Source organism: Nonomuraea sp. H19 (assembly GCF_052068215.1).
Lineage (GTDB): Bacteria > Actinomycetota > Actinomycetes > Streptosporangiales > Streptosporangiaceae > Nonomuraea.
The window spans coordinates 41691-54405 of the sequence record NZ_JBQHCV010000008.1 but is presented as its reverse complement, the minus strand read 5'-3'; the positions used below and the strand labels follow the sequence as shown (position 1 = coordinate 54405).

At 68.4% G+C, this 12715-nt stretch carries 14 protein-coding genes; 6 read left to right on the top strand and 8 right to left on the bottom strand.

Annotated elements, in window-relative coordinates; translation table 11 throughout:
- Nucleotides 1-29 precede the first annotated feature (29 nt).
- Both ACTMTI_RS18850 and ACTMTI_RS18845 read right to left on the bottom strand, forming a co-directional pair.
- Nucleotides 30-368 carry a hypothetical protein gene (locus ACTMTI_RS18850; RefSeq protein WP_441121697.1) on the bottom strand — a complete coding sequence of 113 codons (339 nt, stop codon included), beginning with the start codon at nt 366-368 and terminating at the stop codon, nt 30-32.
- 109 nt (nt 369-477) lie between these two features.
- Nucleotides 478-1038 carry an Lrp/AsnC family transcriptional regulator gene (locus ACTMTI_RS18845; protein ID WP_441121696.1) on the bottom strand — a complete coding sequence of 187 codons (561 nt, stop codon included), beginning with the start codon at nt 1036-1038 and terminating at the stop codon, nt 478-480.
- 108 nt (nt 1039-1146) lie between these two features.
- On the opposite strand from ACTMTI_RS18845, the gene ACTMTI_RS18840 reads away from it, so the two are divergent.
- The gene (locus tag ACTMTI_RS18840) at nt 1147-2466 is read left to right on the top strand and encodes an O-acetylhomoserine aminocarboxypropyltransferase/cysteine synthase family protein (RefSeq protein ID WP_441121695.1); all 1320 of its coding nucleotides are present in this window, start codon (nt 1147-1149) and stop codon (nt 2464-2466) included.
- Entirely contained in the window at nt 2463-3986 is a 1524-nt protein-coding gene (locus ACTMTI_RS18835) for an aldehyde dehydrogenase (RefSeq protein WP_441121694.1), read from the top strand. The genes ACTMTI_RS18840 and ACTMTI_RS18835 overlap by 4 nt, the downstream gene beginning before the upstream one ends.
- Before the next feature lie 391 nt (nt 3987-4377).
- Here the strand turns inward: ACTMTI_RS18835 and ACTMTI_RS18830 are convergent, their stop codons facing one another.
- Nucleotides 4378-5028 carry a LuxR C-terminal-related transcriptional regulator gene (locus ACTMTI_RS18830; RefSeq protein ID WP_441121693.1) on the bottom strand — a complete coding sequence of 217 codons (651 nt, stop codon included), beginning with the start codon at nt 5026-5028 and terminating at the stop codon, nt 4378-4380.
- Complete coding sequence (locus ACTMTI_RS18825; RefSeq protein WP_441121692.1) at nt 5016-7019, bottom strand: histidine kinase; 2004 nt, start codon at nt 7017-7019, stop codon at nt 5016-5018. Before ACTMTI_RS18825 ends, ACTMTI_RS18830 begins: the two co-directional genes overlap by 13 nt.
- Nucleotides 7020-7152: 133 nt before the next feature.
- Here ACTMTI_RS18825 and ACTMTI_RS18820 point away from each other — a divergent pair, with 133 nt between their 5' ends.
- The 3 genes from ACTMTI_RS18820 to ACTMTI_RS18810 all read left to right on the top strand — a co-directional run bounded on the left by ACTMTI_RS18820 (nt 7153) and on the right by ACTMTI_RS18810 (nt 9049).
- Nucleotides 7153-7821: a hypothetical protein gene (locus ACTMTI_RS18820; protein ID WP_441121691.1), complete on the top strand. Its 669-nt coding sequence runs from the start codon at nt 7153-7155 to the stop codon at nt 7819-7821.
- 124 nt (nt 7822-7945) lie between these two features.
- Entirely contained in the window at nt 7946-8524 is a 579-nt protein-coding gene (locus ACTMTI_RS18815; RefSeq protein WP_441121690.1) for an RICIN domain-containing protein, read from the top strand.
- 51 nt (nt 8525-8575) lie between these two features.
- On the top strand, nt 8576-9049 hold the full coding sequence (locus ACTMTI_RS18810; protein WP_441121689.1) for a hypothetical protein: 474 nt from the start codon (nt 8576-8578) through the stop codon (nt 9047-9049).
- Nucleotides 9050-9427: 378 nt separating this feature from the next.
- On the opposite strand, the gene ACTMTI_RS18805 is transcribed toward ACTMTI_RS18810, so the two are convergent.
- Nucleotides 9428-9697 carry a prolyl oligopeptidase family serine peptidase gene (locus ACTMTI_RS18805; RefSeq protein ID WP_441121688.1) on the bottom strand — a complete coding sequence of 90 codons (270 nt, stop codon included), beginning with the start codon at nt 9695-9697 and terminating at the stop codon, nt 9428-9430.
- Between ACTMTI_RS18805 and ACTMTI_RS18800 the strand changes: the two genes are divergently transcribed.
- Nucleotides 9675-10103 (top strand): hypothetical protein, encoded by a 429-nt coding sequence (locus tag ACTMTI_RS18800; protein ID WP_441121687.1) that lies wholly within the window; start codon nt 9675-9677, stop codon nt 10101-10103. The two genes, ACTMTI_RS18805 and ACTMTI_RS18800, sit on opposite strands and share 23 nt — an antisense overlap.
- A gap of 277 nt (nt 10104-10380) precedes the next feature.
- Here the strand turns inward: ACTMTI_RS18800 and ACTMTI_RS18795 are convergent, their stop codons facing one another.
- The 3 genes from ACTMTI_RS18795 to ACTMTI_RS18785 form a co-directional block, all read right to left on the bottom strand.
- On the bottom strand, nt 10381-11358 hold the full coding sequence (locus ACTMTI_RS18795; RefSeq protein ID WP_441121686.1) for an SDR family NAD(P)-dependent oxidoreductase: 978 nt from the start codon (nt 11356-11358) through the stop codon (nt 10381-10383).
- A 412-nt stretch (nt 11359-11770) separates the two neighbouring features.
- Nucleotides 11771-11959 carry a hypothetical protein gene (locus ACTMTI_RS18790; protein ID WP_441121685.1) on the bottom strand — a complete coding sequence of 63 codons (189 nt, stop codon included), beginning with the start codon at nt 11957-11959 and terminating at the stop codon, nt 11771-11773.
- Between the two features lie 282 nt (nt 11960-12241).
- Complete coding sequence (locus ACTMTI_RS18785; RefSeq protein ID WP_441121684.1) at nt 12242-12640, bottom strand: SMI1/KNR4 family protein; 399 nt, start codon at nt 12638-12640, stop codon at nt 12242-12244.
- Nucleotides 12641-12715 lie beyond the last annotated feature (75 nt).

The following is a 12715-nucleotide window of genomic DNA, read 5'->3' as shown; positions in this document are numbered from 1 at the left end:
AGCTCGTTCGTTCTCAGTGGACGGGGTGATCAGGCGGTGAGGGCATATCCGTCCTGGTAGCAGCTCTGGTAGACACGCTCGTGTTGCCGGGCGAGATGGTAGCTCCAGTAAGCGTCGAGATGCCCGTTGGCGGTCACGGCGCGGAGCTTCAACACCGCTTCCGCGCTGGCCAGGCCCCCTCCGGCTCCGGGCAGATCGAATCTGTCGGCGATCAGATGGCGGCAGGCGCCCTCGATCACGCCGGTCGCGATCGGCCATCCCGTTTCGAGCGCCTGGTCGTAGCGCAGATGTTCAGCATTGTTAGTCAGGTAGCGGATGCAGGCGTCGATGCCGTCGCGGCGCCGGGCCGCCAACGCGTAGGCTTTCACAATCGTTCAGCACGACGCGACGCCTTGGCCGACGGCGGGCCTCAGATCGCGCGCCCCGATCGACCGCCGCAGTCACCAGCCTGATTGGGCAGCTGCCGCGGACCGCCCGTCACCGGCCGTCCGGCAGGGGTGACGGTGTGTGGCTCGATAGGGCGGACTCCGGCCCAGGCAGAAGGCCAGGTTCGGAGGCGGGAGCGCGCAGCAGAGCTTCAATATCGATGTCGGACGGGCTCACCACCTCGGAAAGGACGAGGAGGGTCGTGGTGCGTCCGATCCCGGTGAGGCTGTCGATCATCTCTTCGAGATGAGCCGGATTCCGGGCGGCCACCTCGATGATGTAGCAGTCGTCGCCGGTGACATGCACGCAACTGAGCACATGGCCGAGGGTGAGCAGCTTCTCGCGAAGCCCGTGAGCGCGAGCGTTGGGCTGGTGGGGGCGCAGCCGTACATGCGCGCGCAGTGGAAGGCCGAGGCGGGTCGGATCGATGCGAGCCGCGTAGCCGGTGATCGCGCCGGTGCTCTCGAGTTTGCGGAGGCGGTCGGCGACGGAGGGCCGGCTGAGGCCGACCTCGCGCGCGAGATCGGTCAGGCTCGCGCGGCCGTCCTTGGCAAGTCGAGTCAGCAGTGCGAGATCGATCGCATCCAGGGCACCCCTGTCTCCAATCTCCATGACTGCCCTTCCTTCTGACGGCTATTGCGGCGACCTACATCCTTTTCATAGGCATGATAGCAGCTTCGCCTATGACATGGAGGCTGTTGTCACGCTATGGTCTCCCTCATGAAGGACGGAGACTGGGACGTGCAGACGCAGTTGCTGGCCGACGGCCCGTCCGGCCGGACGGGGCCCGAGCTCCGGCCGGTGGCCGGGCCGGTGTACGAGACGGCCTCTTTCGAACTGCCAGGCCTGGCCGAGGCGGGAGCGCTCTATGGCGACGATTCGCTTGGCGAGGCGTTCACCTACAGCCGTTACGCCAACCCCACATGTGCCGAGCTGGAGCGACGGGTCAGCACCCTGGAACAGGGCGTGGGCGCGGTCGCGACCGGCTCCGGCATGGCCGCGATCGCGCTGAGCGTTCTCAACCTGTGTCAGGCCGGCGACAGCCTGGTCTGCTCCTCGGACGTGTACGGCAGCACTCATACGCTGTTCGCCCACACCCTGCGCCGATGGGGCATCGAGACCCGATTCGTCGACGGATGCGATCCGCAGGCGTTCGCGCGCGCCGCCGACCACACCACCCGTGCGCTGTACGGCGAGACGATGCCGAACCCGTCCCTGCGCACGTTCCCGATCCGGCAGGTTGCCGACGTCGCCGACCGGCTCGGCGTACCGCTGATCGTGGACAACACGTGCGCACCGGTGCTGTGCCGCCCCGGACAGCATGGCGCTGCCGTGGTGGTCCACTCGGCCACCAAGTACATCGGCGGCCACGGCACCGCCCTCGGCGGGGTCATCGTCGACACCGGCCGTTTCGCCTGGGGCGCCGCCGGCGCTCGGTTGCCGCTGCTCACCGAACCGGATCCCGCCTATCGAGGGCAGGTGTGGACCGCGCTCGCCGGCGTCCGGAACTCCAGTGCGTACCTGGTGCGACTGCGACGGACGCTCATGCGTGATCTCGGGCCTTGTCTCGCCGCTTCGGCGGCGAGCCGGCTGGTGCAGGGCATCCAGACGTTGCCGCTGAGAATGGCCCGCCACTGCGACACCGCCGCTGTGATCGCCGCGCACCTGCACGGCCATCCAGCTCTGCACCGCGTCAACCACCCGTCTTTGCACAGCGGCGACGACGCACAACGTGCCCGGCGCTATCTCGGCGCCCGGGGCGGGCTGATCGGCCTCGAATTCGCCGGTGGTCACGCCGCAGCCACGGACTTCGTCTCACGCCTGCGGATGGTCCGTCATGTGGTCAACCTCGGCGACGTCCGAACCTTGGTCACCCATCCGGCCAGCACCACGCATTCCCAACTCGGCGCCGAGGAACTGGCCTCGCTGGGCATCTCGCCGGGCTATGTACGGCTGTCCGTCGGACTCGAAGATGCAGCCGACTTGATCAACGACCTCACCCAGGCCATCAATTCCACGACTCTCCCGGAGCAGTCATGACCGACCACATATACGCCGAGCTGACGGACACGATGGACGCGGCACTCGCGTCGATCAGTCTGCGCGGCACGCCCTTCATCGACGGTGTGCGGACGTCGGCCGAGGACGGGGCCACCTTCGCCGACCGCACCCCGATCGACGGCCGGATCCTGGCCGAGGTCAGCGCCGGTGCCGCCGTGGACGTCGACCGCGCCGTCAGGGCCGCCCGACGGGCCTTCGACGACGGCCGCTGGCGCGATCAATCCCCGGCGGCGCGCAAGCGCGTGCTGCTCAACTGGGCCGACCTGCTCGAGGCACACGCCGACGAGCTCGCGTTGATCGAGACACTGGACGTGGGCAAGCCGATCACCGACAGTCGCACTATCGATATTCCGGCCAGCATCCGGGCCATCCGTTGGTATGCCGAAGCGATCGACAAGGTGTACGGCGAGACGGCACCGACCAGCGCTGATGTGCTGGCGACCGTCACGCGCGAACCGATCGGGGTGGTGGGATGCGTGACCCCCTGGAACTTCCCCCTGTACATGGCCTGCCTGAAGATCGGCCCTGCCCTGGCCACGGGCTGCTCCGTCGTCCTCAAGCCCGCGGAGCAGTCACCCCTCAGCGCGCTGCGCGCCGCCGAACTCGCCGTCGAGGCGGGCCTGCCGGCCGGCGTCCTCAACGTCGTCCCTGGACTCGGAGAGGTCGCCGGGCAGGCCCTCGGCCGTCACCCCGGCGTGGACGCGCTGGCCTTCACCGGCTCCACCGAGGTCGGCAAGCTCTTCCTGCGCTACTCCGGCGAGAGCAACATGAAGCGGGTCAGCCTTGAATGCGGTGGCAAGACACCGCACATCGTCATGGCGGACGCCCAGGACCTGCGGACCATAGCGCGAGCCGTGACGTGGGGGATCTTCCTCAACGCCGGTCAGGTGTGCAACGCCGGATCCCGCCTCCTGGTCGACCGGCGTGTCAAGCACGAACTGCTCGAGCACATCACCGCCCAGGCCCGGGCCATCCGGCTTGGCGATCCTCTCGATCCGGCGACCGAGCTCGGCGCCGTCATCGATCACGACAGCAGGGACCACATCCTCGCGCGGGTGCGCGAGGCCCAGGGCGCCGGCGGGCGCCTCGTGCTCGGAGGGGGTGCTGCCCGTGTGGAGACCGGTGGCGCCTATGTCGAACCGACCATCGTCGACCAGGTCGACAACGGCACCCGGCTCGCACAGGAAGAGGTGTTCGGGCCGGTGCTGGCCGTCATCGACTTCGACGGCCCTGAGCAGGCGATCGAACTCGCCAACGCCTCGACCTACGGCCTTGCCGCCGCCGTCTGGACGCAGGACATCGACGTGGCACTCAACGCCGCCAGGCGACTGCGGAGCGGGACCGTCTGGATCAACAACTTCGACGACAGTGACATCACCACGCCTTGGGGCGGATTCCAGCAGTCCGGCATCGGCCGCGACAAGTCACTCCATGCGCTGGACAAATACACGGAGCTGAAGACCACCTGGATCAGCATCAGACACCAACCGCCAAGATGAGGTCTTGTGGCCCATGAGTCACTGAGCAGTCCGATCCGGTAGGAATTCGAGACCGCCAGTAGGCTCCGGCGCGGCGCGTTCCGACCAGCGGGTCTGACGGCCTTTGGCGAACGCGGGGATGGTGCCGTGGTCGTCGTGCCACCTTGTCGTGGTAGACGATCAGCTGGCGACGCGCCTGAGACAGGCCTGCGAGACTGGAGTGGAACGGTGAGCCGGGGTTGGTGTCACGTCCGTTGACGCTCGGCCCATGGCGGCGTTCTCACAAACATCTCCAAGAGCGTGCTCTTGCTCCCACCTGAGTGAGAACGGGTTGTGAGAGGCATTGGGCGTCTCAGGCGATCTCTGACGACCCTGGACGATCTCTCTGGCAATGGATCGTTTATGAGAGCGTTCATTGTTCGGCGCGTAGCCAAGTCAGGACGGCGAGGACGCGGCGGTTGTCGTCACTTGCCGGGTCGAGGTCGAGTTTGGTGAAGATGGCGTTGACGTGTGTTTCCACGGTTTTACGGCCGAGGAAGAGCCGTTCGGCGATGGCGTGGTTGGAGCGGCCTTCTGCCATGAGGGCCAGGACCTGGCTTTCTCTGCTGGTGAGACGCTGCAGCGCGCCGCGCCCCGGGCCGGCGCCGTTGACCAGGGCCGTGACGACGTCGGGGTCAAGGACGGTTCCGCCCCTGGTCAGGCGGCGCAGCGCGTCGAGGAAGTCATCGATGTCGATGACGCGGTCTTTGAGGAGGTACCCGAGACCGGCGCCGTTGCGGAACAGGTCGAGGGCATGTCCGGCATGGACCCACTGGGACAGCAGCAGGATCGCCAGCTTCGGGTGGTCATGCCGAAGCTGGGTGGCAGCGCGCAGGCCTTCATCGGTGTGGGTGGGCGGCATCCTGATGTCGACGATGGCGATGTCGGGTTCGTGGGCGCCGACCGCTTGCAGCAGCGCGTCGGCGGTACCGACGGTGGCGACGACCTCGAACCCGGCGTTGAGGAGTAGACCGGCGATGCCTTCGCGCAGAAGGACGCTGTCGTCGGCGATTACGGCACGCATGGCAGCTCCGCGGTGAGTTGGGTGCCGGCCCCTTGCGGGCTGATCACGTGGAAGTGGCCGCCGACGGCGGCCACGCGGTCGCTGAGTCCTTGCAGCCCGCCGCCGGGCATCACCGCCGCGCCGCCCGCGCCGTCGTCGCGCACGTCCAGGACCACGGTGTCGCCGGTACGGTGCAGGCTGAGCTGAACCGTGGCAGCTGCGGCGTGTTTGACGGCGTTGGCCATCGCTTCGCAGGCCACGTACCAGCACGTCGCCTCGATCATGGGCGGGAACCGTTCGGTTGAGACATCGAGTGTGACCGGCAGCGGCAACCGGGCCGCGGCCGTGCGCAGCGCGACGGCGAGTCCTTCATCGGTGAGCACCGGCGGCAGGATGCCACGCGTCAATTCCCGCAGCTCGTCAACGGTGGCGCGTAACTCTCCCACCGCGTCACCGAGCACGGCTGCGGCTCGGTGGCTGGTGGCGGCCAGATCTCGTTGCGCGATGCGCAGCCGCAGGGCCAGGGCCACCAGGCGCTGTTGGGCGCCGTCGTGCAGATCCCGTTCGATGCGCCGGCGTTGTGAGTCCTCGGCGGCCACGATGCGGCTGCGTGAGGCGCGCACATCGGCCAGCCTTACGGCGGCGCGGGCGTGCAAGGCTGCATTCTCCAGCGGGAGGGCGGCGGCGGCCAGCGCGGCCTCGATCAGCCGCGGCTCGTCGGCGAGCCTGCCGTCGAGGTCGACCACTGCGACGACCGTCCCGCCTGCGCTCACCTGCCTGCGCAGCCGTCCAGGGGATGGGTCGCCGAGGTCGGCGGGGCTGCCGTCCAGCTCGATCAGTTGCCCGTCATCGATGCAGGCCACCCGTGCCGTGGGGTCGTCGACTGCCTGACGCAACGCGGCGAGCAGATCGGACGGACTGGCGGCGCCCGCGCGCAGCCGGCGGGTGAAGGTGTCCAAGGTCTGTATAGCGAGCCAGGTACGGCGGTCGAAATGCCGGTCCACGAGCGCGCGGATGAAACGCAGGACCGGGCGAAACGCCGCCGCGACCGCCAGGGTCGCCGCCGCAACGCTGATCGAGGCGCCCGAGCCCAACTGGCCGGCGATCGCGCCCGTAGCGACCGCTACCACGGTGTAGAGGGCGAGTAGCAGCGCGGTGATGGCGGTGTAGGTGACCGTACGGCTGATCAACTGCTGGACGTCGAACAGCCGGTGACGGCGCATGGCCACGGTGATGGCGGCGTAGAACGGCAGCGGCGCGAGCACCGCCAGAGCGGTCTTGGCCGGCCCCAGCGCCACGGCGGCAGCAATCATGATCGCCACGGTGATGCCGAGGCCCCATGCCGCCCACAACAGTTGCGTGCGCTCAATCCCGCGGGCTCGGCGCAGGCGCAGCACGAGCGCGGCGATGCCGACAAGCAGGAACACCATGCCGAACAGGTCGGCTGCGGCGCTGATCGTCTCCAGCGCGGCCAGCTGCGGGGGCAGCACATCGACGCGCCCGCCGACGTAGTCGGCGACGACCGTCTCGCGCGATGGCCAGACGGCTACGGCGCCGGCCGTACCCAGCGCCGCCCATCCGGCCAGGTAGAGCGCCAGAACCGGCCGCCACCGCCTGGACGGCAGTCCGCCGGTAGGAAACAGCAGCAAGAACAGCGGCAACGACTCCCCGGCGAGAGTATCGACCGCGAAAGCCGCAGCCAGGGTCGCCGAGGGCAGGGAGCCCGTCTGCGCCTGCAGGGCAGCCCCGGTGTAGAGGAGGCTGTCGGCGACCAGCAGCCAGCCACCCGCCAGCAACGCCCATGCGGCCCGGTTGGCGGGTTTGTGATCGATGATGGTCGCGCACAACACGCTGACGCACGCGCCGCCGGCGACGCCCACGGCCGACACGATGCCGGCAACACCGTTGGACATCGCCAGCAGCAGCGCAAGCAACCCGAGCAAGGCGCTGAGCGTCCCGGCGATCCAGCCGGTCACGCGAAGCAGGCCGACCCGGCGGGCCTCGACGGTCATGACCGAATCGTCGCGTGTGCGAGCGGCCCGGGGCAACAGCGTCATCCAGGAGCCCACCCTCCGGGAAAACCCGGACCCTCCTTGCGGGCCACCACCCATGAAAGCCCTCTCGCCTAAGGCCATCGTGATGGCCATGAGCACACACCACCCGTCGGCAGCCACCGCCGACGCCGACCGCACCGGGCGCCGGGCCATGGGCTCGGTGCTGGCCGCCATGAGTCTCCTCGCCGGTCCGGCTCTCATCGCTCTCGGACTCGCCCTGTACATAAGCCCGTGGAGCGGCAACGTCCCAGACTTTGCGGCGATCGATGTCCATCACGGCCAGATGCTGCTGTCCCTCAACCTTTCGCTCGCAGCCTTCCCATTCCTGTACGGCTCCGTGGTGGCGATCGCCGTCGCGGCCCGCCGGTCGCGATGGCTGGCAGGATCCGGCCTGACCTGTTCGTTTCTCGGGCTGACCGCCATGGTTGTCAACGGCCTGGTCGACCTGCCGCTGATCATGATGGCCGGCATCGACGAACGCGCCGGCTTCGCCGAGCTGGCCACCAGGCTCGACACTCAGCTGCCGATCGTGGCCTACCTGTTCCCGCTCTACCTCATCGGCACGGTTCTCCTCGCGGCCGCACTCTGGCGAGCCAAGGCGGTACCGCGATGGTCTGCCCTCTGCGTCGGCGTCGGGGGCCTGTTCCCCCTCGCCGTCATCACGGGAATCGGAACGACTGCACTGATCATCGCGACCATCCGCATCGCCGGTTCCATCCCCATCGCCAAGGCCCTGCTGGTACGGCCTGCCGACGCCTGAAGCCCGTCCCCAGCACGCGCAACCTGTGCGCTCCGCGACGCCATCCCTCGCTGATTCTCAACCGAACGCTCCGAGAGAAAAGATGATCATGTCAATCGTGCGCTTTACTGTCGCTGATGCCCTCATGGCTACCATCTCCCTACGACGTGCCCTTGTACTGGCCGCCGCCACCGCGATCGTCTTTTCCGGCGCTTCGACTGCTGGAGCGGCAGCTGACGATCCGGAGGAGACGGGCACGGCCGAGGGGCCGGGGCTCACCACGTACACCTACGACCAGTTCCAGAACAAGCGCAGTGGCAAGTGCCTCCAGGTCGACAACCGCAGCAGGAACGCGGGCGCCTGGGTCGTGCAGCGCACCTGCACAACCGGCGAGAGCCAGCAGTGGCAGCAGTGGCGGACCATCGATCTGAAGAACGGCTACGTGCTCCTGCAGGCACGCCACAGCGACAATTGCCTGGAAGTCAACCAGGCCGGCGGAAGCAACGGCAAGGGCAACAACGCCAAACTCCTGCAGTGGGACTGCCACCGGGGCGCCCAGCAGCAGTGGGACAAAGCCGAGCTGGACGCCGGCGTACTCAAGAACAGGCGCAGCAACAGGTGCGCCGAGCCCGACCAGCGCGTCGGCAAGGGCCGCGCTGAGGGCGGGCCGGTCCTGCAGTGGACCTGCCACCGCGGCCCCCAGCAGCAGTGGAAACAGCGCTGACCCTCAGGAGGATCCGCCATGTTGACCCGAGGCGTCGCCATCACCGCGGCCGTGATCGCCGCCGGTGCCACGATCACAGCCGCGTTGATCACCTCCGGGCAGGTCAACATCAACCGCGACGCGGCAGGCCCGGAAACCAAACGCAACCAGGTGACCCAACCCCGGCCGGACGGGCAGGGCAAGGGCCCCGGTATCGCGGTGACGCCGAAAGGCCTGGATCTGTGCGCCGGCCAGGACTGCGCACAGGACGTGCTCATCCTCAGCACGGGTACCACCACGTTGAAGATCGGCGACATCGAGCTGAAAGGCGAGTCCCCCGCGAGCTTTCAGCATGACGGCGCCTGCGAGAATCAGGATCTCGATGTGGATGACGAGTGCGCGCTCAGGGTGTGGTTCGAGCCGGCGACCGCCGGAACGGACGGCTCAGCCGTACTGGTCATCCACCAGAACCTCAAGGGCAACCCCACCCTCGTCAGGCTGCGAGGGCGCGCCGCCGAGCAGCCCACAACCGAACCGACCGAGTGACGAGTCAACGCCGTCCGTTGATAGGTGGGGCACCAGGTGTTGCCCGCACTCAGAATGAGGACGAGGGCATCAGCCTCGGTGAGGCAGCTGGACTGCGAAGGAACCCCGCCAGAGTGATCTCGCGGGGTTCTTGGTGTGCAGGTTGACGGCCGAGGTGACCCTTCAGAACCAACCGCACAGGTCCGGCTGCTCCTGCTGCGCGGTGCACCGGACGCGTCGGTGCCAGCCGCGACCGGGTCGGGGCGGGCACGAGGTATTCAGCGACGGCACGGCGGCACCATGCGGTAACTTCGGGGGCGTCACCCGCAGGCCGGGGATCGAGCGGCCCGCCGGACGACAGCGACGCGCCATGACGAAGGGCCCGCTGCTCAGTCGTACTCATCGTGACGCCTCGAAAGCGTGCAACAGGAAGGCCAGCACATCAGCGAGCAGGGCATGTTCCTGCTCTCGGGTCGAGCCGGCGCCGTGACCGCCGTGCTCTTCAACACGCAGCAGCACCGGCCGGCCGGAGGCGCTGGCCGCCTGCAGGCGGGCGGCCAGCTTCGCCGGCTCCGCCACCTCCGGCTCCTTCACCTGGGCGAACGTCCCCGATCCCGACGGCTCGCCGACCGCGACGCGCAGCCAGGTGCCGGGCTCGAAGTCCTTCAACGGCGGCGAGGGCTGCCACTACGCGGACGACACCGTCTGGTTCACCACCAAGGGCGACAACCGGGTGTGGCAACTCGACCTGACCGGCAACACCTACGAGCTCGCCTACGACGACAGCCTGGTCAGCCCGGGCACGCCGCCGCTCACCGGCGTCGACAACGTCACCGGCTCCGCCTCGGGCGACCTGTTCGTGGCCGAGGACGGCGGGAACATGGAGATCTGCCTGATCACGCCCGATGACAAGATCTCGCCGTTCCTGCGGATCAACGGGCAGAGCGCGTCGGAGATCACCGGGCCCGCCTTCAACCCGGCCGGTGACCGGCTGTACTTCTCGTCCCAGCGCGGGACGTCGGGGTCGTCGTCCGGCGGCATCACGTACTGCGTGACCGGCCCCTTCCGCACCTGACCGACCCGATCGGCTGGCACACACCAGCGCCACCGCTCCACCGGCACGGCCCCACTGACACCATCACGGCGGTCCACAGCGCCGTCGTCCGCACTTCCAGGGCGGCGGCGCCACCCCGCCACGGCGGCCGGCATCCTCGCCTCCGCGATGCCGACCAGTGCCGGTGCCGGTCTGGGTGCCCACGTGCGGTTCGTCCACACGAACGTCGGCGCCCCTCAGCGTGGCAACGATGCCGGAATCTCCGGCACCGCCGGGTGACCGGCTTGCCGAATCCGAGTCACTCCTCGCGACGGCGCATGTCGGGAAACACGGCCGCCAGGGTCGGGCTGTCGGGCCGGTACAGGTCCAGCGGGTCGGCACGCATCGCCGCGTCGAGCGCGCGGGCGTCATCACCGACCAGGATGCGCCACGTGCCAGCGCGTACGCCATCAAGGATGACGGTCGCGGCGTCGGCGGCCGACAGCGGCGCGCTGTCGCGAAACCACTCACCCATGCTCTTGACCGCAGCCCGAACCTCCTCATCACTCAACCGGTCGGCGGGAACGCCCGCGACGGCGGCGGCGAGCACGCGGGCCTCCGCGAGCTCCTCGGCGGTCATGTCGTCAGGCTCGGAGTGGCCGTGGATCCGGCGGGAGTTGATCACGATCTCCGTGCCGACGTGCCCCGGCATCACCAGCGCGACCCGTACGTGCGGCGCGTTGATCCGCAGGTCCGTCAGCATCGCCTCGGAGAAGCCCTTCACGGCGAACTTGGCGGCACTGTACGCGCTCATCGGCAGACCAGGGCCGGCCGCCCAGAACCCGTTGACACTGCTGGTGTTGACCAGACACCCCTCATCACTGGCGATCAGGAGCGGCATGAACGCACGCGTGCAGTTGTACACCCCGCCCCAGCAGACGCCGAACGTACGCTCCCACTCGGCTCGCGGGCTGGTGACGAAGCTGCTGCCGCCGCCGATGCCGGCGTTGTTGAACAGCAGGTTGATGTGGCCGGTCCGGTGCCGCTCGACCACCTCGTCGCGGAACCTCGTCACCTGAGCCTCGTCCGACACGTCGCAGTGGTGGGTGGTGACCCGCACATCGCCGCCGCCGGGTGCGGCTTTGGCGGCTCGCTCGGCGGTGACGGCCAGCCCGGCCTCGTCGACGTCGCACGCGGCGACCGAACAGCCTTCGGCGGCCAACTGAACGACCAGTTCGCGTCCCATCCCGGCGCCGCCTCCGGTGACGACGGCCATCTTTCCCGTGAATGATCTCATCGCTCACCCCCTCCGTCGCTGACCACCCTCGCACGTACCGGGGCGGCCATCAACGCCTGGTCCACCTCACAACACCCGCCTCGTCGTCGCCCGGCACCGGCCACACGCCGGCGGCTCCCGCGGCCGCCTGGCCGGCTCGGGCAACCATCGACTGCCGGCTGTCGAGGTCTGCGCGTTGGGCTGATGGCCACACGTGGCAGGCTCCTCCCTATACTCCGGTCCTGACCGTTCGACCAGGCCAGGCGCCCCTTCCGCGGAGAGATCCCATCAGCGGGAAATCTCCCCGGTGATGTGCGCAAGAATCCGGCACCGGCTGGCGCCCGGTTCGCGCGCCAGGTAGAAGATCCTGTCGCCCGCCAGCGTGAAGTCCGAGTACTGCGGGAGCGCGCCGCCAAGCTCGCGGATCCGGGGTCTAGCTCCTCCCGACGGGGCAGGGTGTGTCCAGCTGCTCGCGGGCATGGCTGGGCTGGCCGTCGAGCCAGCGGTGGAACTCCTCGCCGTCCGTCTCCATCCACTGGTACGCATCGTCGAGCGTGATGCCGGAGTGAACGTCGCGCACCACGTCCACTCGGGCGATCGGGGGGCCGCTGATGTCGCTCATCCGCATGATCATAGGCGACGCTCGCGAAGCCGGGTGAGCTGGCGACGGTGACCGAGATCGCCGCCGTGCCGTCGCGCTCGGCTATGCGAGTCGATGACGCGGCAGCGGGTCATGCAGCTGGCCACATCCGACCCGGCCTGGCCTGTGCCGCAGGTCGAGTGGCAGCAGGTGGGCCGTTACTGGCTGATCCCCTGGGACGACTGCCTGAAGAGCTATTTCACGGCGCGCGATTGCCCTGCTACCTGGGTCAACTCCGCTCGGGTGTACTTGGTGACAGCTTCCTTAACGACAGGCCGCATTCGCCGGCCGCCGGCGTCGCGTCCGCCTCCAGCCGGGTGCCTCACATGGCTGGTGCCTCACATGGCTAACGTGCCTTTCAACCCCTGAATACTCGTCAGGCACGTTCCCGGACCTCATGCGTTCACGCCGGCCGATACCCATCAACTCGGCGAATGGAATGTGGTCTTCGCTCCACGAAGTCGGCTGGCTGGTGGCGAAGGCGTTCCAACCAGCTGCCACCTGGCCGCCGTTCTGAACGCGCAGAAGATCAAGCAAAGCAGAAGGAAACCTCACACCAAGCTCATGCTCGGCCTCAGTGATCGCTTTCTCCGTGATGGGCAGTTGGACACCATAGTCGCCGTCGCCCCAGAACGTTGCCTTGACGTCTTCGAATCGCGTCATGACCAGCAGCCTACGGCTCGGCCGCTCCGACCCTCTCGGCAAGATCACTTCTTCGTCCGGAAAGTCCTTCGTGTT

Coding starts and splice junctions, on each gene's coding strand:
- ACTMTI_RS18845 (WP_441121696.1), bottom strand. CDS start 1,038: ATGGAGATTGGAGACAGGGGTGCCCTGGATGCGATCGATCTCGCACTG.
- ACTMTI_RS18840 (WP_441121695.1), top strand. CDS start 1,147: ATGAAGGACGGAGACTGGGACGTGCAGACGCAGTTGCTGGCCGACGGC.
- ACTMTI_RS18835 (WP_441121694.1), top strand. CDS start 2,463: ATGACCGACCACATATACGCCGAGCTGACGGACACGATGGACGCGGCA.
- ACTMTI_RS18830 (WP_441121693.1), bottom strand. CDS start 5,028: ATGCGTGCCGTAATCGCCGACGACAGCGTCCTTCTGCGCGAAGGCATC.
- ACTMTI_RS18825 (WP_441121692.1), bottom strand. CDS start 7,019: ATGACCGTCGAGGCCCGCCGGGTCGGCCTGCTTCGCGTGACCGGCTGG.
- ACTMTI_RS18820 (WP_441121691.1), top strand. CDS start 7,153: ATGAGCACACACCACCCGTCGGCAGCCACCGCCGACGCCGACCGCACC.
- ACTMTI_RS18815 (WP_441121690.1), top strand. CDS start 7,946: ATGGCTACCATCTCCCTACGACGTGCCCTTGTACTGGCCGCCGCCACC.
- ACTMTI_RS18795 (WP_441121686.1), bottom strand. CDS start 11,358: ATGAGATCATTCACGGGAAAGATGGCCGTCGTCACCGGAGGCGGCGCC.
- ACTMTI_RS18790 (WP_441121685.1), bottom strand. CDS start 11,959: ATGAGCGACATCAGCGGCCCCCCGATCGCCCGAGTGGACGTGGTGCGC.
- ACTMTI_RS18785 (WP_441121684.1), bottom strand. CDS start 12,640: ATGACGCGATTCGAAGACGTCAAGGCAACGTTCTGGGGCGACGGCGAC.